We start from the raw sequence: 19,153 nt of genomic DNA, 5'->3' as shown, positions 1-19,153 counted from the left end.
CAGTTCCTGCAAGCAACAAAAAAAGCGAGCCTTAAGCCCGCTTTCTGTACAACTTATTTCATTACGCCTTAACTAGGTACGCAACAACCAGAGCAGTAATGAAAAAGCCTGCTGCCACTGCAATTGTCATACGCTGTAAGAACAGGTCCAAGCCGCGTGCTTTAGTCTTACCGAACAAGTGCTCAGCACCGCCGGAAATAGCACCCGACAACCCAGCGCTCTTCCCTTTTTGTAAAAGTACAACTGAGATCAGAGCCAAGGAGAAAATAATAAGCAAAATTTTAAAAGTGATTTCCATAGTTCCACCTCCTGCGCACAAGGAGCAAATTTAAAGTTTGCCGTGCCTTGCCTAAGGAGACAAGACCTAGAAACAGCAATATTATTGTACCATAGCAAGGTGCCTAATACAAGCTAACAGATTTTGTCCTTCTGCCAGCGGATCTCCTCGTTGAACGGCAGGAACGTGAACTGCTCCTTCTTCCAATAGTACTGCAGATCCTCGCGTGTCCAGCCTTCGTACAACTCATCCCACTCGAATGGCCCGTGCGGCAGCAAGGATGCGTTCTCGATCGGCTGGGTCGCAGGTTGAAATCGCAAATCAAGCGATAATCGTACCCGTCCCGGGATCGTGTTGGCGAGTGCTTTGTGCACCGTTAAGCTGTGGAATATCAGAATATCTCCCGCTTCATAGTCCGTCTCCGCCCATTCATAACCAAGCCCGCACAGAATCGACTCCAGTCCTCCGGCACCGGGATTTGCTGTAACGCCGAGTAAACCCGTGTCATGACTGCCTTCCAGAACCGATAACCCCCCCAGCGCTTTAGGCACATCGCCGATTGGTGCCCAGCAGGTCCATGTGGTATAGCTGCCTTGGATATGGAGAAAATCTTGATGCGGCGGCGTCACGTTCAGCTTGTCGCTTGGCAGCATGATGCGGGCAATATTGCGGGGATGCGGAAAGGTGCGTTCGCCGAACAGCGTATCAAATAACCCAAGCAGCTTCGGATGATGGGCTACGGCGTGGAAGGATTCCAGCTTCTGAACTTTATGATAAACCTGCTGCGTCGTTCCGATTCCATTCCAGTTCAGCTCTTCGACCGTCATTTGGTCGATAATCGGCTGATTGCCAATCCCATCAAGCAGCGGCGCTTCATCGTCCAGAAGCCCTTCTTCCTGCAGGACATTCAGCATCTGCCCCCGAAGGTCTATCACTTCTTCCCGAGTGAAGAAATGCTTAAAGAACAGATACCCCTTCTTCTCCGCTTCACGTCTTAGTTCCTCAGGTACCGCCAATAAAGGTGTCGCATCTTCAAAAGACCGCGTTGCCGGTTTAATCGCCGGATCCATCGCCATCCCACCCTTTCATCCCACTAGGAATTTGTCGATTGTCGACTTTATAAATCCATTATATGCTTAGATGAAAGCGGTGTATTTATTTGCACCCGATGGATTTTTAACTCTCAGCGACATTCATATTCACAAGAGGGGGCAGACAATTTGTCCAACGGTCCTGTGCCAACCATTAGCTGGCAATCGCTGCAGCCTGCCGTTTGGTATGCCAATAAACTGCAGTGTCTCCCGGGCTTCTCGTTCGGTCCAAGGGTTATCGATGAGCATCAGTTTATTTTCGTTGCTGCCGGTCGCGGAACGGCCTTCATTCAAGGCGAGCCTTACAGCGCTCTTCCCGGCAGCTTGTTCTACTACGGCCCAGATACGGTGCATCACTTCATCGCCGATGAAGCAGCTCCGTTTCTCTTATACGGCTTGCACTTCAGCTGGGAAGAACATAACCCCTCGGGGAGAAGCCCGGGGATAAAGATTCGCGATACCGCCAAATTCGACCCGGCGCAAGACACTACGCAAGATAACAGGATGCTGGTGGGAAGCGCGGATTATCCGGATGATAGTCTCCTATTCCATGATGTGCGGCAGGTGTCGATTGATCGGTTCGAGCCTCGCTTCGCACGCCTGTCGGAATGCTACAGTGCCGAATCGCGAGCCTATACAGCTCCGCTTCTACGGGGACTTCTGCTTGAGCTGCTTGCTGCCATGAAACAGGAAGAACTTCGCAAATCCAACAAGCAGCAGCAGCCGTTGACCCCTATCATTAGCGCGATCGCAGCCAAATGCGACGAGCACGCACGAGAACGCTATGACCATAACTGGCTTGGACAGTGGAGTTCTTACCACCCTGATCATATGGCAAGGCTCTTCCGGGCGCAGCTGGGAACGACCCCTTACGATTATTTCATGAGCCGCAAGCTGCAGCTTGCCAAAGAGCTGCTCGCCCATTCCGAGCACTCCCTCCTCGCCATCGCCGATGAGCTTCAGGTCGGTTCCATTCACAACTTCACCAAATGGTTTAAACAACACACCGGCGTACCACCGGGTCAATTCCGTAAGCTTTCTCGCTTCATTTAGCATGGGCAGCATGCAGAAAAGGCTCCGCATTCCCAACCGGGAACGCAGAGCCTTTCTATACTTATCGATTATAGGTAGTCGTTCTCGCGGAAGAAATCAAGGCTGATCTTCGCGCTCTCCAGCGACGAAGAAACGAACTGCTCTTGTTCCACGAAAATATATTTAATGCCCGATTGCTCGGCTACGTCCAAGACGCCTTTCAAATTCACGATCCCTTTGCCTACCTCGGTGTCGCTGCGACCTTGGCCAAAATCTTTAAAGTGCGCCAAAGGCAAACGGCCCGCATAGCGGTTTGCATATTCAACCGGGTTCTGTCCGCCCATGTGTACCCAGCCGAAATCAAATTCAGCAATGAGGTATTCAGCAGGCACTTTCTCAAGCAGCAGATCCATGATCGGCTTACCGTCAACCAGCTTGAATTCAAAATCATGATTATGATAGCCGTAGATAAGGCCTGCTTCCGATACTTGCTTACCAGCTGCAGCCAGAATGTCTGCAAGCTTGCTCACGTCTTCAGCTGTCGGGTTCTCGGGCAGCGGAGCCCAAGGCGTCACGATATATTGAAGGCCGATTTCTTTGGCATATTCAATTTGCTTGGCCAGGTCGGCTTTGATTTTCTCAGGCTCGCCGAAGTTTAGACCGACATGCGCCGACGGCGCCTGCAAGTTAAGCTCGTCCAACAACGCTTTTAATTCCTTCGCGGGCGTATTGAAATAACCTGCAAATTCTACTGCTTTGTAGCCCATTTCGGCTACTTTGCGAATCGTTCCGATGAAATCCTTCTCTGTTTGATCACGAAGCGTATACAACTGTAAGCCAACAACCGGTTTAGCCAATGCTTCCACCTCATAGCTCTATAGTTTTTTGTTCTGCCCTTCCTGCTCGTCCCCATTGAAAAAAGGGAGAGCAACAAGTCTTGCGCCTTGTTATCTCTCCCTAATTATATCGAATGCCTAGGCGTAAACTACCTCACCTTTTGGGACACTCTTATGTCATTTTGGCTTCAGCCGTTTTTCCTTCGAAACTTATTTGAAGTTTTTCAGGTTGTAGAACGCGCTTTTGCCTGCGTATTGAGCAGTGGAACCCAATTGATCTTCGATGCGAAGCAATTGGTTGTATTTAGCAACACGGTCCGTACGGGACGGAGCGCCTGTTTTGATTTGGCCTGCATTTGTTGCTACTGCGATGTCTGCAATTGTGCTGTCTTCGGACTCACCGGAACGGTGGGAGATTACAGCTGTGTAGCCAGCGCGTTTTGCCATTTCGATCGCATCGAATGTTTCAGTCAGGGAACCGATTTGGTTAACTTTAACCAAGATGGAGTTACCTACGCCTTTGTCGATACCGTCGGACAGACGCTCTGTGTTCGTTACGAACAGGTCATCGCCAACGAGTTGGACTTTACCGCCCAATTTGTCAGTGAGCAATTTCCAACCTTCCCAGTCGTCTTCGGAGCAGCCGTCTTCGATTGTGATGATTGGGTACTTCTCAACCCACGAAGCAAGCAGGTCCACGAACTCAGCGGATGTGAACGAACGGCCTTCGCCTTCAAGGTGGTATTTGCCGTCTTTGTAGAACTCAGTGGAAGCCACGTCCATACCGAGGAATACGTCAACGCCCGGCTTGTAGCCTGCGCGCTCGATAGCGGAGATGATTGTCGTGATCGCTTCTTCGTTGGAACCAAGGTTCGGTGCGAAACCGCCTTCGTCGCCTACTGCTGTGTTCAGGCCTTTATCTTTCAGAACCGATTTCAGGTTGTGGAAGATTTCAGTACCGATGCGAAGCGCTTCTTTGAAGCTTTCTGCGCCAACCGGAAGAACCATGAACTCTTGAACGTCGATGTTGTTGTCAGCGTGCTCGCCGCCGTTAACGATGTTCATCATTGGAACCGGAAGTGTTTTTGCGTTGAATCCGCCAAGGTAGGTGTAAAGAGGTACGTCAAGCGCGTCAGCAGCTGCACGTGCACAAGCCATGGAAACGGCAAGAATTGCGTTAGCACCCAATTTGCCTTTGTTGTGCGTGCCGTCAAGCTGGATCATTTTACGGTCGATCAGCACTTGGTCAAGCGCATCCAAACCGATGATTTCAGGAGCGATGATTGTGTTTACGTTCTCGACAGCTGTCAGAACGCCTTTACCCAGGTAACGGGATTTGTCGCCGTCACGAAGCTCAACAGCCTCGTAAGCGCCTGTGGAAGCACCGGATGGAACGATTGCGCGGCCTTTGCCGCCGGACTCCAGCATAACCTCAACTTCAACAGTAGGGTTACCGCGGGAATCAAGTACTTCGCGTGCATAAACGTCAGTAATGATAGACATATTCGAAAACACTCCTTTAATTTTGATTGATTCTTTACCTAGATTATCGTCATTAATCATTAAACGCATGAATGAAAATAGTAAACCTGCCTAGGCAATTTACCATTGTCGTTCTTAGCCTTGCACCAGAGGCGTTCCTGTCATCTCTTCCGGCTTCGAGAGACCTGCAAGAGCTAGAATCGTCGGCGCGATATCCGCGAGGACGCCGCCTTCACGAAGAGGTCCAACCTGCTTCGTGACGATGAATGGAACCGGATTCGTCGTATGGGCTGTAAACGGACGACCGTTCTCATCGATCACCATATCAGCATTGCCGTGGTCAGCCGTAATCAGACATACGCCGCCTTTAGCCAGCACCGCTTCTACGACTTGCCCCAGACACTCATCCGTTGCTTCAACCGCTTTGATCGTCGGCTCCAGCATGCCGGAGTGACCAACCATATCCGGGTTCGCAAAGTTCAAGATGATGACATCTTGACGATCTGCTTCGATTTCTTTCACAGCCGCAGCTGCTACTTCGTACGCGCTCATTTCCGGCTGAAGATCGTAAGTGGCTACCTTCGGAGAAGGAATCAGAATACGCGTCTCGCCCGGAAGTTCTGCGTCGCGACCGCCGCTGAAGAAGAACGTAACATGCGGGTATTTCTCCGTCTCGGCGATGCGAAGCTGACGCTTCCCATTCTGCACGAGTACTTCACCCAGCGTGTTGTCGAGGTTCTTCGGCTTATACGCAACGAAGCCGCCGACGGTTTCACTGAACAGTGTCAGACAGACAAAGTACAGGTTATTCGGCGCTTTCGGCCCGCGGTCGAAACCGCGGAAGTCGCTGTTCGTAAACACTTGCGACAGCTGAATGGCACGGTCAGGACGGAAGTTGAAGAAAATAACCGCATCTTCGGATTCCACCACACCTACCGGGCTGCCGTCTTCTTTGACGATAACAGTCGGCATGACGAACTCGTCATAAACCGATTTCTCGTAGGATTCCACAACGGCTTGAATTGGATCTGTATATTGCGGTCCATCTCCATAAACCATTGCACGGTACGATTTCTCGGTACGCTCCCAGCGTTTGTCGCGGTCCATCGCGTAGTAGCGGCCTTGAACAGTCGCAATTTTACCTACACCGATTTCTTCGATTTTAGCTGTAAGCTGCTCGAGGTATCCTTTTGCGCTATCCGGCGACACGTCGCGGCCGTCCAAGAACGCATGAATGTACACTTCCTCGACTTCTTCCTTCTTCGCAAGCTCAAGCAATGCGAACAAGTGTGCAATATGGCTGTGTACGCCGCCGTCAGACAGCAGACCGTACAAATGCAGCTTCTTGCCATTCTCTTTCACGTGACGGATGGCGCCCATCAACGTCTCGTTATCGAAGAATTCACCGTCGCGGATCGACTTGCTGATGCGAGTCAGGTCTTGATAGACGACACGGCCTGCGCCGATGTTCAAATGGCCAACTTCGGAGTTACCCATTTGACCTTCCGGCAAGCCTACTGCCTCTCCGCACGCCGTTAATGTCGTGTGCGGGTAGGTGTTCCAGTAGCGGTCATAATTCGGCTTATTCGCTTGTGCTACCGCATTGCCGGTAACATCGTTACGCAAACCGAATCCGTCCAGGATAATAAGTGCAACCGGAGCTGTCATCTTACTTCGCCCCCTCGACAAGTGCGATGAAGGATGCAGGCTCTAAGCTTGCACCGCCGACCAATGCGCCGTCGATATTGGATTGACCCAGATATTCGCTTACGTTGTTCGGTTTCACGCTGCCGCCGTATTGAATGCGGACTGCGTCAGCCGTTGCTGCATCGTACAATCCTGCGATCACATCGCGGATGAATGCAATCACGTCTTCTGCATCAGCGGAAGTCGAGGATTTGCCTGTTCCGATTGCCCAGATAGGCTCATAAGCAACAACAACTTCTGCTGCTTGCGCTGCGGACAAGCCTTGGAAAGCTGCTTCGGTTTGAACTTTGCAAACCGACTTCGTTTGTTCTGCTTCGCGCTCTTCCAGCTTCTCGCCAACACATACGATAGGCGTCAGGCCGTGCTTGAATGCAGCATGGACTTTCTTATTTACAATCTCATCGGATTCCGCAAAATATGCGCGGCGCTCCGAGTGACCGATGATTACATATTGAACGCCCAGGTCTTTCAGCATAACGCCGCTGATTTCGCCCGTGAACGCACCGTTGTCCTCGAAGTGGACATTTTGCGCACCGATTGCGATCGACGTGCCTTTAGCCGCTTCTACAAGCGCAGGCAAAGTTGTGAATGGCGCGCAGATGACCGTTTCAACGCCGTCAACCTCTGCTTTGCCTTTCACGTCTGCGAAGAATGCAGTCGCTTCAGAAACCGTTTTGAACATTTTCCAGTTGCCTGCAATAATTGGTTTACGCATCGTTAATCGCTCCTCTTATCTCTTACTTATCGTTCAGTGCAACAACGCCCGGAAGCGCCTTGCCTTCCATGAATTCCAGGGATGCGCCGCCGCCTGTGGAGATGTGGTCCATCTTATCAGCCAGACCGAACTTCTCTGCAGCTGCCGCGGAATCGCCGCCGCCGATAACTGTATAAGCTTCTGTATCCGCACAAGCCGCTGCAACTGCACGAGTACCGTGCGAGAATGGCTCGATTTCGAATACGCCCATTGGTCCGTTCCATACAACCAGCTTGGAGTTCTTGATTACATCTGCATACAGCTCACGTGTTTTAGGACCGATGTCGATGCCTTCCCATTCAGCAGGAATGCCGTCAACATCCACGATTTGCGTGTTTGCTTTCGCGCTGAACTCGTCCGTAATGACGATATCAACCGGCAGCAAGAACTGTTTGCCCATCGATTTGGCTTTCTCGATAAACTCAAGTGCCAGATCAAGCTTGGAGTTGTCGCATAGCGATTGACCGATTTCATGGCCTTGCGCTTTGAAGAACGTATAGGAAAGACCGCCGCCGATGATGATGTTATCTGCGATTTCGATCATTTTGTTGATAACGTCGATTTTATCCTTAACTTTGGATCCGCCGACAATCGCCGTGAATGGACGTTCTGGTTTCAGAAGCGCGCGACCAAGCACGTCAAGCTCTTTCTCCATCAGAAGACCGGATACAGCCGGCAAATAGTGTGCGATACCTTCAGTCGATGCATGAGCGCGGTGAGCAGCGCCGAACGCATCATTAACGAACAGGTCAGCCAACTCGGCAAATTGCTTCGCCAATTCTGGATCGTTCTTCTCTTCACCCTCGTAGAAACGAACGTTCTCAAGCAACAGCACGTCGCCTTCTTTAAGAGCTGCTACTTGCGCTTTAACAGATTCACCAACAGCTTCGTCTGTTTTGACAACCGGCTTGCCAAGCAATTGCGACAAACGAACGCCAGCTTCAGTTAGACGCATGCCTTCAACGACTTGACCTTTTGGACGTCCCAGGTGGCTCGCCAAAATCACTTTCGCACCGTTCTCGATCAGATACTTGATGGTAGGCAGCGTCTCGCGAATACGCGTATCATCCGTAATCGCACCGTTCTCCATTGGTACGTTAAAATCCACACGAACAAATACACGTTTACCGGCTACTTCAACGTCACGCACACTCTTCTTGTTCATTAGTGAAATCCTCCCGGGAACCCCATGATAAAGGTCTTAAGTATATTTAAATTCTCCACTTGCTATCCATCCCGCAGTCTGAGCGGGTTTATCTCTAGTTTTTAAGTTTCCCTCAGGGAAACCATGTAGCAGGTTGCTACGGGCAACCGCTTCTAAAACGAGCATCAGCTTCCCATAGGGAAGCGCCGATGCGTTAATCTCTTGAACTTGAACTCTGAGCTAGGGAGCGCCACATGGAAGCTTACGATCCCGTGTTCCGCTAATTTAAGCGGAACACCAAGGTCGTATGGCGGGCATCCGCTAACTATCGCGAAGGAGCTGCCACAAGCAGCTCCTTCGACGGTTTTAATTGGGTGTCCAGAGGGGGACCCTCGGAATCCCCCTTTTTAAGGGGGACTTAGGGGGATGCCTCGGAACTTAAAGGGTTATCTTACAGACCCTTCGATGCAATGTATGCAGCAAGGTCAACTACACGGTTGGAGTAGCCCCACTCGTTGTCGTACCAGGAAATTACTTTAACCATGTTGCCTTCAACAACCATAGTCGACAAAGCGTCGATTGTGGAGGAAGCTGGGTCGCTGTTGTAGTCGCTCGATACAAGCGGCTCATCGGAGTAGTTCATGATGCCTTTAAGGGAAGTTTCAGCTGCATCTTTCAATGCTGCGTTTACTTCGTCAACAGTTACGTTAACTTTCAATTCAGCAACCAGATCCGTTACGGATACGTTAGGCGTAGGAACACGCATAGCCATACCGTTAAGTTTGCCTTTCAACTCAGGCAGTACAAGGGATACTGCTTTAGCAGCGCCTGTGGATGAAGGAATGATGTTTTCTGCAGCAGCGCGAGCACGGCGCAGGTCTTTATGTGGAACGTCCAATACGGATTGATCGTTCGTGTACGAGTGAATAGTAGTCATCATACCTTTTACGATTCCGAACTTGTCGTTGATTACTTTAGCGAATGGTGCAAGGCAGTTCGTTGTGCAAGAAGCGTTGGAGATGATTGTGTGAGCGGAAGCATCGTATTTATCTTCGTTAACGCCCATTACGATTGTGATATCTTCGTTAGTAGCTGGTGCGGAGATGATTACTTTCTTCGCGCCGCCTTTCAGGTGAAGCTCGGCTTTGTCTTTCGCTGTGAAAATACCAGTGGATTCAACAACGATTTCAGCGCCTACAGAAGCCCATGGAAGGTTCTCAGGGTTACGTTCAGCAAAAACCTTGATTTCACGGCCATTTACGATCAGTGCGCCTTCTTTAGCTTCTACAGTAGCTTCCAGCTTACCATGAGTAGTGTCATATTTAAGCAGGTGAGCCAGTGTGTTTGTGTCTGTCAAATCGTTAACAGCCACCACTTGTACATTCGGGTTGTTCAATGCTGCGCGGAACACGTTACGGCCGATACGACCAAATCCGTTAATACCAACTTTTACCATTTTAGTTTCCTCCTAGGCATAATTTCATTTATCTCAAGACGAGGCGTTGGACACCGGTTTCCGGCAGTCCACTCGTCAAGATCACATCACTTGCTGTTCCTGATCGATGATCGCTGCAATTTCAAGGGCAGCTGCCTCGTCGGTGACGAGTACATCATCATGTCCAAACCGCATTACAGCTGCGATCGCTTCACCTTTACTGCTGCCGCCTGCAATCGCAATGACAACCTCAGTGTCCATAATGTCTTCGATTCGAAGACCTGCGGTGAGCATCTTATGAACGACAGAACCGCTTCGGTCAAAATAGTACCCGAATGATTCCGCAAGCGCTCCTTCAGCTTTGAGTGCATCGACAACTGCCGCATCCACACGTCTGCGACGAGCCATTATCATAGCGTCCCCGATCCCATGAATGACGATGCGGGCTTTGCGGATGACTTCCACAATCTCCCTCACGTTAGGTTCTTGCATCAATGAGGTATACGCTTCTTCGCCCAAGTGATCCGGTACATGAAGCATCCGGTATTGCGCACCTGTTCGTTTAGCCATTGTCGAAACAATCGTATTGGCTTGGTAGTCCAAGCTTTCGCCAAGTCCTCCACGCGCCGGTACGAACCAATTGCCTTTGAGCGGTGTCTGCACAGTCAACTGATTGGCGACTTGAGCTAATGTCGATCCGCCTGTTACGGCAATGACATCGTCATTCTTCATCGCTTTGCTCAGTACTGCGCATCCTGCTCGTCCCAACTCCCGTTTAGTATGAGGGGAAGCATCGGAATCGCCGGAGACGATAACAACTTGTTTTAAACCAAAATGCTTGCGAATTCTCTCTTCCAGCTCCGACAATCCGAACATCGCTTTGTAGAAAGGCTCCATATCCTCAAGCAGCCGTTTACCGGCATCACTGATCCGCATCCCTGCAGCATCAATGAGGAGAAGCTCCTGTGCTTTGAGAAAATCCGTTTCCGCACGCAGCACCCGCTCTGTCATATCGAGTGAAGCTGCCAACGTGCGCCGACCGATCATATCCGAGAGCATGACCTGACGGAGAATAAGATACCTTTTCCTCATCACGATGAGTAAGTCTGGCAGAAGCTGCTGCTGTATTTCGATGAGAGATTGCATCTTCCAACATCAACTCCTGTTGCAGAGAGAGGCTTTCATATCTCTTAGGACAATCACAGGGACACGTTTCGTCCCATATGCTCTTTTTAAGTCCCACAGCTATTGTACCCCAAACTGAAGTCAGGGGCAAGATCAGTTTGCCTAATGAAACCGTTTACTGTCACGATTTGCACAAAATTAATTTCTCTAGCAGCCTTGCTTTTCTCTTCTCAATCACATATACTTATCTTCGCTGTCACTTTGCGCCCGTGGTCCAATGGATATGACGTAGGCCTCCGGAGCCTGAGATCGAGGTTCAATTCCTCGCGGGCGCGCCATAATAACTATAATGAATGTCTCATAATGAAGGACCTTCCGATTTATCGGAGGGTCCTTCTTCTATGTTTCAGGGGATGCTCACCTCAAACAGCATCTCCATTTCCACTCGAATGTAACCTTCATTTCTGCCTGTTTAGCTTGTTTACAGACAATTTGACCATCTTTGACTTTTAAATCGGAATCCGTTATGATGAATTTATTAGCAGATCAATAATCAAGGGTGATCCTACCACTCCGATTGCAGCATCTGCGTTTCACCACTATATGAATGTTCTAGAGGAGGGACTTACGATGAGTTTCGTACCAATGGTTATCGAATCGAACAACCGCGGCGAACGCGCATACGACATTTACTCCCGCTTGCTGAAGGATCGAATTGTATTCCTAGGCACGCCAGTCAACGATGTGGTGGCTAACTCCATTATCGCGCAGTTATTGTTCCTTGCAGCCGACGATCCGGATAAGGACATCTCGCTTTACATTAACAGCCCTGGCGGTTCGGTCTCTGCAGGTCTCGCCATTTTCGATACGATGAATTTCATTAAACCGTCCGTTTCCACCATTTGCGTGGGTATGGCCGCTTCGATGGGCGCATTCTTGCTGTCAGCCGGCGCTAAAGGTAAACGTTACGCGCTTCCTAACAGTGAGGTCATGATTCATCAGCCGCTTGGCGGAGCACAAGGTCAAGCAAGCGATATCGAGATCCGTGCGAAGCACATCTTGAAAACGCGCGATACGCTGAATCGCATTTTGGTGGAGAATACCGGCCAAACGCTTGAGAAGATCGAGCGCGATACTGACCGCGATTACTTCATGTCAGCTGCAGAAGCGGCAGCTTACGGCCTTGTTGACAAGGTTATCGAGAAATTGTAAGCCAATAGCCATCGCGGATAAGAAATAGAAGAGAGCGTTAATCCTTCGCGGGATTAACGCTCTTTTTTGTATTTTGGATTCAATTAACACAGTAATCCGATTATGTCAATGACAATTTGAAGCGCTGAATGGGAGCGGACTGCTCCATTAAATCATGATAAGATGTACTAAATGATTCCATATCCACCGTCACTTAGGACATGTTTCGGAAATCTAATATAAACGGAGTTGCACACGCATGAAACTTACGAACCCATTCGCAAGCGTGCGAAATTTCATTCGATCCAGTGATTCTGGCAGCGTCTTTACTTCCTACACGCCATCGTATGAACCTACCTTTCAGCATGCCACAACTGAAACAGATAATCAGAATCTCTTCTTGCCTATGCAGGACAAGTCTCTCCTGTTGCGTCCACTTAGCGATACTCATTTAATTGAGGTCTATCATGAAGCTAGAGCGATGCGTTTATCCGAAGAGTTTATTGCGCTGATTGAGCACGCTATTGAGCAACGTGGTTTATCTACCGCTGATGATCGCAAATCATTAGCCTAATTCATGTTGTTCCTTTTCCTGATCATCAAATAAGGCAGACCCTTCTCCATCACGGAGAGTGGTCTGCCTTATTTTTTACCCTTCACCTGCTATACTATTGCATTTCGTATACGACAGTAACATCCGCAGATACATTGATTACCCCGGTCTGCACGCTTGTTTCCGCTTTATCAGCCATACCTGCTGCTTCCGGAGCCATTTGATCCCGGCCGTAGTAGATGGGGCCGCTGCTCATGCCATTCTGCGAGATGCTGATGACTTCCTTCACTTGTTTGCCTGCCGCCTTCGCAAGTGCAGCCGCTTTCACTTTGGCGTTCGCCATTGCTTTCTCAAGCGCTTGAATCTCATATTGCTCCTGCTTCTCGGTATTGAACTGAACCCCGTCTACCCGGTTAGCGCCATTCGCCGACAGATCATCCAGCAATTTGCCGATACCATCTAAGTCACGTGTTGTAATTTGTATGTTATGCACGGACAGATAGCCTTTGATTTTGCTTGTGCCGTCTTTGTTGTTGTATTCATATTCCGCCTGCACGTAGAATCCTACCGTCTTTACATCCTTCGCATTCATCTTGTACGTGTTAAACAACACTTTCTTCAAGCCTGCAAACTGTGTCGCATTCTTCGACTGTGCTTCCTTCGCCGTAGCCGCTCGCGCTTCTACTGCTACGCTAAGATATGCCACATCCGGTGCCGCCTCCAGCTTGCCAGTGCCTGCCACTGTAATTGTGCTCTTCTGTACAAGGGTCCCATTATCCACCGCATACACCTCATTGCTGCCATGACTGCTTGCCCCAAACATTGCCCCTACGCCTACCGCCAGTGCCAGTACAGGTACCATCAGCCATTTGGATTGCAACTTCACCATCACGTCCAGCCCCCTTCATTCTCCATATTTGGTTCTATCTACTCAGACGCTGTTCTCCAATCGTTTGTTGCGGCAATGCAGCCAATAATTGGCCCTAAAATAGAAAAAACCCCCAATCGGGAGCTTCTTCGATGCGTTTATGTCTGATTATTGGTTTTCAAGCTCTTCCTTGCTAACCAGGTTGACTAAAGCGGTTACAGCTTGATCGGCATCGGAACCTTCCGCGCTTATTGTAACCTCAGTACCTGAGCTGATAGCAAGACTCATAATACCCATAATCGATTTAGCGTTCACTTTTTTATCGTCTTTCTCTACGAACACCTCGGAAGAAAACTTGTTCGCTTCCTGAACAAAAAGTGCGGCCGGTCTTGCATGAAGACCTGTCTTCAGTCGAACGACAACCGGATGCCTTGTCATGGAAACCTTACCCCCTATACGAAATTCAATCTTGCGATCATTTTGCACCAAGTCATTTTATTCGCTATTATATCACTTTTCTAAAGTCTACACTAGCCTTCTGCTTAACCGTTCCTTAATTTTTCGGCCAACTCGTCGATTTTGCGCAAACGGTGGTTCACACCGGACTTGCTCACCTTGCCCTTGAGCATCTCGCCGACTTCCGTTAAATTCAAATCCGGATGCATCAGCCGTATATTGGCCACCTCGCGAAGCTTATCTGGCAGTGTATCCAGCCCCACCTCACGATCGAGCAGCTTAATATTATCGATCTGCCTCACGGCCGCACCAATCGTTTTGTTCAAATTCGCCGTCTCGCAATTGACGATCCGGTTGACGGAGTTGCGCATATCACGCATGATGCGTACATCCTCGAATTTGAAGAGCGCTTGATGGGCACCAATGATGCTAAGGAGCTCGATAATTTTCTCGCCCTCTTTCATGTAGAAGATGAATCCTTTCTTACGTTCAATGCAGCGGGCGTTGAGATCAAACTTATTCGCCAGCTCCACGAGCGCTTGACAGTGCTCTTCATACATGGTGGCTATCTCCAGGTGGTAGGACGATCCTTCCGGGTTATTTACGGAACCCCCGGCCAGGAACGCGCCGCGTAAGTAGGAACGTTTGCAGCATGATTTGCGAATAATGTCCCTGTCGATGCCCTGGTTAAACATAAAGCCCTCGGAGACAATTTTGAGGTTACTCAATATCTCTTGCACGTTGGTCGGAATCCGCACGATATAGACGTTATTCTTCTTCAATCTCATCTTCTTGCGAACCAGCAGCTCCGTATGAACAGCGAACTGCTTCTTAATGAGGGAGTAGATCCGTCTTGCAATCGCCGCGTTTTCCGTCGATATATCGAGTATTACCTTTCGACTCGACAACGAAACCGAGCCGTTCATTCGAATCAATGCAGAGAGCTCCGCCTTCTCACAGCACGGATCGGCTTCGATGAGCGTCAATTCTTTTTTGGTTTGTCCCGCAAAAGACAATGTAACTCACCTCTTTCGTTCCATCCAGTTTTCCACAAGCTGATAAATATGATGACTTAACCTAGCTGCATCGTGACGCAAATACGTGCGAAACAGGACGAGCCGGTCTGCAATAACTTCATAGCCGCGCCGTTTCACTTCTTCGAGATCAAGATGTACAGCTTTGGCACCTCGTTCGGCGTACTTATTTTGCACCTGCTCAGGAATCTCACCGTCGTTAACGATGACATAATCGAACAGATGATGACCGATATGCGCATGTACAGCAGCCAAATGGTCGCTTACCGAATAATTATCCGTTTCTCCCGGCTGCGTCATTACGTTACAAACAAACATCTTCACTGCATTGGAATCCACGATCGCTTGAGCCAGCTTAGGCACAAGCAAATTCGGGATAATGCTCGTATATAGACTCCCCGGACCGATCAGAATGGCATCGGCTTCGCGAATGGCCTCCACGGCTTCTTCCAGAGGCTCGACATCTGCCGGCTCAATAAAGACCCGCTTAATGGCTTTGCCTGCCTTCGGAATGTTCGACTCGCCTGTAATGATCGTGCCGTCCACCGTCTCCGCCTTCAGCACAATGGCTTCACCTGCAGCAGGCAGCACACGTCCGCGAACCGCAAGCACTTTACTGAGCATTCGAACGCCGGACACAAAATCACCGGAGATGTCGGTCATTGCCGCTAGCATCAAGTTGCCTAAGCTGTGACCCGCAAGGCCGTTCCCGGAATTAAACCGATACTGCAGCAAATCGGAGAGAAGCGGCTCGACGTCAGCAAGGGCAATCAACACATTGCGGATATCGCCTGGAGGCGGCATCTGCAATTCATTCCGCAGAATACCGGAGCTTCCGCCATCGTCGGCCACCGTTACGATGGCCGTTATATCAAGCGGCTTCTCTTTCAACCCACGCAGCATGACCGACAGCCCTGTACCCCCGCCGATAACGACAATCCGGGGCTTCTGTTCTTTTCTCCGCTCTGCCACGCTTACCTCAGCTCCGATCACGATCTGAATCTCGATGACTGACTCGAACGAGCTCTGTGTCACTGCTGCCAAGCATTCGCCCTAGATATTCGGCAATGGCGACCGAACGGTGTTTCCCGCCCGTACAGCCGATTCCAATGACAACTTGGCTCTTGCCTTCTTTCCGATAGAGGGGAATAAGAAACTGCAGCATATCGAGCAGCTTCGTAAGGAAGGCCTGCGTTTCCGGCCATTTCATTACATACTCGAACACTTCAGGATCTTGGCCTGTATTGGGGCGCAAATGATCGACATAATGCGGATTCGGGAGAAAACGAACATCGTATATGAGATCGGCGTCAATTGGGATTCCATACTTGAATCCAAATGATGTGACATTAATAGAGATTGTATTGAGATCTGAGTTCGTGAAGCGAGACATGATTCGTTCTTTCAGCTGAGCCGGTTTCAAGTTGCTTGTATCGATAACCTGCGTTGCCCAGCCTTTCAAGTCCTCAAGGATACGTCTTTCAAGCTTGATGCCTTCCAGCGGCAATCCTTCCGAAGCCAGCGGATGAAGTCGGCGGCTTTCCTTATAACGCTGCACGAGCACGCCATCCGTTGCATCCAGGAAGAGAATCTCATACCCAATCGTGTAGTGCTCCTTCATATAGTTCAGTGATTCCGACAAAGCCGTGAAAAACTCGCGTCCTCGTAAATCAATAACGAGTGCGACTTTGCCGATTTTGCCATTGGACTGTTCTATGAGCTCCGCAAACTTCGGAATGAGCACCGGCGGAAGATTATCTACGCAGAAAAATCCGAGATCCTCCAGGCTTTGTACCGCAATCGTTTTACCAGCACCGGACATGCCTGTAATGATGACTAGCTTTGCCATCGCTGTTCCCGCTTCCACACTCAATCCCCCCCACCGTCTACCATGACGTTCTACGCGCGAATAATTAGACCTGCTGCGCCGACAACGCCTGCATCGTTACCAAGAATAGCCGGTACGATCTCAACGCCCTCTTGCGCCATTTCTGGAGCTGACTTCTTGAATGCTTCACGAATTTGTTCAAACAGGAACTCGCCTGCTTTGGATACGCCGCCGCCGATGATGAAACGCTGCGGATTAAGAACAACCGCTACGGTAGCCATCGACTTACCCAAGTAATGAGCTGCGCGAGCAACGATACGAGCCGCTACTTCATCGCCGGCTTTCGCTGCATCTACGACATCCTTCGCCATAATGTTCGTTACGAACGAAAGCGAAGTGCGATCTCCACGTTCGACAGCATCTTTCGCCATACGGATAATACCCGTTGCGGAAGAAACCGTCTCCAAGCAGCCCATTCTGCCGCAGCCGCATTGAATCGCTTCGAGATCCGGCACGATCGGAATATGACCCAGCTCGCCGGCCATGCCTGCGAAACCTTCTACGATTTTACCGTTTATAATTACACCGCCGCCAACGCCTGTTCCAAGCGTGTAGCATACGCAATCCGAAATATTACGGCCTGCTCCCGCCCATGCTTCGCCAAGCGCTGCCACGTTTGCGTCATTATTGACTAGTACTTTTTTACCAAGCTTCTCTTCAAGAATGGCTTTCAGAGGAACATGATCAAAGAACAGATTAACCGACTGCTTCACGATCCCGTTCGGGATATCGAGGAAACCAGCAATACCGATGCCTACGCCTTCTACTTGCTCCCATGTGAATGGGGACTGTTCAACGATCAGCTTGGCATAGTCAGCGATATTCGCGCAAACGACGTCAGAGCCTTTCTCAACTTCAGTTGCTCCTTCAAACGTATGCAACAATGCGCCTTCCATACTGCAAATACCAACTTTAATTGTTGTACCGCCAATATCTACACCAACGACTATTTTCTCAGACATAATAGGCCACCTCTATAATATAAGGATCTGGGGTTACTTCTGTTCCAACTAAACTATAAGCGAACGCTTCCAACTGGTCAAGGTGAAACGGCTGCCGCCATCCCATTGATGGCGCAGCGCGTTTCATTCCGTAGAAATACAAGGTGAGTGTAGAGTGAGACCTATACTTTCTTGTATTTCAAAGCTCGCTCTTTCACGTGAAAATATCGGGTCTTAGGCGTAATAATATAAAGGATGAAACTGCCCAGCCGCGCTAACAAGAAGTGACGCTGTCCGTTGCTACGGACAGCGTCATCCATACGTCATTCACTTGTGCAGAACCACTCTTGATGCAGCTTACAGCTTGCTATTATACCGATTGACTCCAGTCATGCACGGCATGACCTTCAATGAATTTCTCACAATCCAGTGCAGCCATACAGCCGCTTCCCGCTGCCGTAATCGCTTGGCGGTACTTGTTGTCCTGTACATCGCCGCAAGCGAAGATGCCGGGAATGTTCGTTTCGGATGTACCCGGCTTCACGATCAGATAGCCTGTCTCATCTGTTTCCAACTGGCCGCCGAGGAATTTCGTGTTCGGCGTGTGGCCGATCGCTACGAAGATCCCGTTTGTTTCGATCACTTCTTCTTCCCCTGTTTGGTTATTGCGCACTTTAAGGCCGGTTACAGCCATGTCATTCGCGACAACTTCCAGCGGTGTGCGGTCAAGCGCCCAACTGATCTTGCTGTTCTCGCGCGCACGATCCTGCATGATCTTGGATGCGCGCATTTCTGGACGGCGGTGAACGAGTACAACCTCCGAAGCGAAACGCGTCAAGAAATTCGCTTCTTCCATAGCGGAGTCGCCGCCGCCTACCACGATAATTTTCTTACCGCGGAAGAAGAATCCGTCACAGGTTGCGCATGTGCTTACGCCGCGTCCAACATTCTCGCGCTCATTCGCAATACCGAGGTATTTGGCCGAAGCACCTGTAGAGATAATAAGGGATTCCGCTTGCAGCTCGCCTTGGCCCTCCACTTGAAGCGTGAATGGACGCTTCGAAGTATCGACCGAATTGACCCAGCCAGTGCGGAATTCCGCACCGAAGCGCTCCGCTTGCTTACGCATGTTGGCCATCAGATCAGGGCCCATAATGCCATCAGGGAAACCCGGGAAGTTCTCAACCTCTGTCGTTGTCGTCAATTGTCCGCCCGGCTCAGGACCTTCAATAATAAGCGGGTTCATGTTGGCACGAGCCAAGTAGATCGCGGCTGTCAGCCCTGCAGGGCCTGTTCCGATAATAATTGCTTTATGCACAGATGTTACCTCCTAAGCATG

General features: G+C 49.9%; 19 protein-coding genes and 1 tRNA gene. 4 read left to right on the top strand and 16 right to left on the bottom strand.

What is annotated here, in order from left to right; genetic code table 11:
- Positions 1-61: 61 nt before the first annotated feature.
- A complete protein-coding gene (secG, locus tag BLW29_RS28605; RefSeq protein WP_090986128.1) occupies positions 62-298 on the bottom strand; it encodes a preprotein translocase subunit SecG in 237 nt (78 codons plus the stop codon).
- Between the two features lie 113 nt (positions 299-411).
- Positions 412-1,353 (bottom strand): phytanoyl-CoA dioxygenase family protein, encoded by a 942-nt coding sequence (locus tag BLW29_RS28600; protein WP_090986126.1) that lies wholly within the window; start codon positions 1,351-1,353, stop codon positions 412-414.
- A gap of 144 nt (positions 1,354-1,497) precedes the next feature.
- Between BLW29_RS28600 and BLW29_RS28595 the strand changes: the two genes are divergently transcribed.
- The gene (locus BLW29_RS28595; protein WP_090986124.1) at positions 1,498-2,421 is read left to right on the top strand and encodes an AraC family transcriptional regulator; all 924 of its coding nucleotides are present in this window, start codon (positions 1,498-1,500) and stop codon (positions 2,419-2,421) included.
- A 68-nt stretch (positions 2,422-2,489) separates the two neighbouring features.
- On the opposite strand, the gene BLW29_RS28590 is transcribed toward BLW29_RS28595, so the two are convergent.
- The 7 genes from BLW29_RS28590 to BLW29_RS28560 form a co-directional block, all read right to left on the bottom strand.
- The gene (locus BLW29_RS28590; protein WP_256209014.1) at positions 2,490-3,266 is read right to left on the bottom strand and encodes a sugar phosphate isomerase/epimerase family protein; all 777 of its coding nucleotides are present in this window, start codon (positions 3,264-3,266) and stop codon (positions 2,490-2,492) included.
- A 180-nt stretch (positions 3,267-3,446) separates the two neighbouring features.
- Positions 3,447-4,739, bottom strand: coding sequence for a phosphopyruvate hydratase (gene eno, locus BLW29_RS28585; RefSeq protein WP_090986120.1), 1,293 nt, complete (start codon positions 4,737-4,739; stop codon positions 3,447-3,449).
- 114 nt (positions 4,740-4,853) lie between these two features.
- A complete protein-coding gene (gene gpmI / locus BLW29_RS28580; RefSeq protein WP_090986118.1) occupies positions 4,854-6,386 on the bottom strand; it encodes a 2,3-bisphosphoglycerate-independent phosphoglycerate mutase in 1,533 nt (510 codons plus the stop codon).
- Position 6,387: 1 nt separating this feature from the next.
- Positions 6,388-7,140, bottom strand: a complete 753-nt coding sequence (tpiA, locus tag BLW29_RS28575) for a triose-phosphate isomerase (RefSeq protein ID WP_090986116.1) — start codon at positions 7,138-7,140, stop codon at positions 6,388-6,390.
- Positions 7,141-7,162: 22 nt separating this feature from the next.
- Positions 7,163-8,344: a phosphoglycerate kinase gene (gene pgk / locus BLW29_RS28570; RefSeq protein ID WP_090986114.1), complete on the bottom strand. Its 1,182-nt coding sequence runs from the start codon at positions 8,342-8,344 to the stop codon at positions 7,163-7,165.
- Positions 8,345-8,774: 430 nt separating this feature from the next.
- Positions 8,775-9,779, bottom strand: a complete 1,005-nt coding sequence (gene gap, locus BLW29_RS28565) for a type I glyceraldehyde-3-phosphate dehydrogenase (protein ID WP_090986112.1) — start codon at positions 9,777-9,779, stop codon at positions 8,775-8,777.
- 81 nt (positions 9,780-9,860) lie between these two features.
- Complete coding sequence (locus BLW29_RS28560) at positions 9,861-10,904, bottom strand: sugar-binding transcriptional regulator (protein WP_090986110.1); 1,044 nt, start codon at positions 10,902-10,904, stop codon at positions 9,861-9,863.
- 242 nt (positions 10,905-11,146) lie between these two features.
- Between BLW29_RS28560 and BLW29_RS28555 the strand changes: the two genes are divergently transcribed.
- From BLW29_RS28555 to BLW29_RS31940, 3 genes are all read left to right on the top strand, one after another.
- Positions 11,147-11,221, top strand: a tRNA-Arg gene (locus tag BLW29_RS28555).
- Between the two features lie 292 nt (positions 11,222-11,513).
- Entirely contained in the window at positions 11,514-12,095 is a 582-nt protein-coding gene (clpP, locus tag BLW29_RS28550) for an ATP-dependent Clp endopeptidase proteolytic subunit ClpP (protein ID WP_090986108.1), read from the top strand.
- Between the two features lie 238 nt (positions 12,096-12,333).
- Positions 12,334-12,648, top strand: a complete 315-nt coding sequence (locus BLW29_RS31940; RefSeq protein WP_090986106.1) for a sporulation histidine kinase inhibitor Sda — start codon at positions 12,334-12,336, stop codon at positions 12,646-12,648.
- Positions 12,649-12,742: 94 nt separating this feature from the next.
- On the opposite strand, the gene BLW29_RS28540 is transcribed toward BLW29_RS31940, so the two are convergent.
- From BLW29_RS28540 to trxB, 7 genes are all read right to left on the bottom strand, one after another.
- Positions 12,743-13,516: an SIMPL domain-containing protein gene (locus BLW29_RS28540; RefSeq protein ID WP_090986104.1), complete on the bottom strand. Its 774-nt coding sequence runs from the start codon at positions 13,514-13,516 to the stop codon at positions 12,743-12,745.
- A 147-nt stretch (positions 13,517-13,663) separates the two neighbouring features.
- On the bottom strand, positions 13,664-13,933 hold the full coding sequence (locus tag BLW29_RS28535; RefSeq protein ID WP_090583454.1) for an HPr family phosphocarrier protein: 270 nt from the start codon (positions 13,931-13,933) through the stop codon (positions 13,664-13,666).
- A 104-nt stretch (positions 13,934-14,037) separates the two neighbouring features.
- Entirely contained in the window at positions 14,038-14,967 is a 930-nt protein-coding gene (gene whiA, locus BLW29_RS28530; RefSeq protein ID WP_090986102.1) for a DNA-binding protein WhiA, read from the bottom strand.
- Positions 14,968-14,973: 6 nt separating this feature from the next.
- A complete protein-coding gene (yvcK, locus tag BLW29_RS28525) occupies positions 14,974-15,957 on the bottom strand; it encodes a gluconeogenesis factor YvcK family protein (RefSeq protein ID WP_090986175.1) in 984 nt (327 codons plus the stop codon).
- A 7-nt stretch (positions 15,958-15,964) separates the two neighbouring features.
- Positions 15,965-16,834, bottom strand: a complete 870-nt coding sequence (gene rapZ / locus BLW29_RS28520; RefSeq protein ID WP_090986174.1) for an RNase adapter RapZ — start codon at positions 16,832-16,834, stop codon at positions 15,965-15,967.
- A 50-nt stretch (positions 16,835-16,884) separates the two neighbouring features.
- Positions 16,885-17,835: an ROK family glucokinase gene (locus tag BLW29_RS28515; RefSeq protein ID WP_090986100.1), complete on the bottom strand. Its 951-nt coding sequence runs from the start codon at positions 17,833-17,835 to the stop codon at positions 16,885-16,887.
- A gap of 349 nt (positions 17,836-18,184) precedes the next feature.
- Positions 18,185-19,132: a thioredoxin-disulfide reductase gene (trxB, locus tag BLW29_RS28510; protein WP_090986098.1), complete on the bottom strand. Its 948-nt coding sequence runs from the start codon at positions 19,130-19,132 to the stop codon at positions 18,185-18,187.
- Positions 19,133-19,153: the final 21 nt, after the last annotated feature.

The organism is Paenibacillus sp. CF384 (assembly GCF_900106745.1).
Classification (GTDB): Bacteria; Bacillota; Bacilli; order Paenibacillales; family Paenibacillaceae; genus Paenibacillus_Z.
This window is presented reverse-complemented; position numbering and strand designations above follow the sequence as displayed.

Bases quoted from the DNA above. Each gene is read 5' to 3' on its own strand.
- secG (WP_090986128.1), bottom strand. From the start codon at position 298: ATGGAAATCACTTTTAAAATTTTGCTTATTATTTTCTCCTTGGCTCTG.
- BLW29_RS28600 (WP_090986126.1), bottom strand. From the start codon at position 1,353: ATGGCGATGGATCCGGCGATTAAACCGGCAACGCGGTCTTTTGAAGAT.
- eno (WP_090986120.1), bottom strand. From the start codon at position 4,739: ATGTCTATCATTACTGACGTTTATGCACGCGAAGTACTTGATTCCCGC.
- gpmI (WP_090986118.1), bottom strand. From the start codon at position 6,386: ATGACAGCTCCGGTTGCACTTATTATCCTGGACGGATTCGGTTTGCGT.
- tpiA (WP_090986116.1), bottom strand. From the start codon at position 7,140: ATGCGTAAACCAATTATTGCAGGCAACTGGAAAATGTTCAAAACGGTT.
- pgk (WP_090986114.1), bottom strand. From the start codon at position 8,344: ATGAACAAGAAGAGTGTGCGTGACGTTGAAGTAGCCGGTAAACGTGTA.
- gap (WP_090986112.1), bottom strand. From the start codon at position 9,779: ATGGTAAAAGTTGGTATTAACGGATTTGGTCGTATCGGCCGTAACGTG.
- BLW29_RS28560 (WP_090986110.1), bottom strand. From the start codon at position 10,904: ATGCAATCTCTCATCGAAATACAGCAGCAGCTTCTGCCAGACTTACTC.
- clpP (WP_090986108.1), top strand. From the start codon at position 11,514: ATGAGTTTCGTACCAATGGTTATCGAATCGAACAACCGCGGCGAACGC.
- BLW29_RS31940 (WP_090986106.1), top strand. From the start codon at position 12,334: ATGAAACTTACGAACCCATTCGCAAGCGTGCGAAATTTCATTCGATCC.
- BLW29_RS28540 (WP_090986104.1), bottom strand. From the start codon at position 13,516: ATGGTGAAGTTGCAATCCAAATGGCTGATGGTACCTGTACTGGCACTG.
- BLW29_RS28535 (WP_090583454.1), bottom strand. From the start codon at position 13,933: ATGACAAGGCATCCGGTTGTCGTTCGACTGAAGACAGGTCTTCATGCA.
- rapZ (WP_090986174.1), bottom strand. From the start codon at position 16,834: ATGGCAAAGCTAGTCATCATTACAGGCATGTCCGGTGCTGGTAAAACG.
- BLW29_RS28515 (WP_090986100.1), bottom strand. From the start codon at position 17,835: ATGTCTGAGAAAATAGTCGTTGGTGTAGATATTGGCGGTACAACAATT.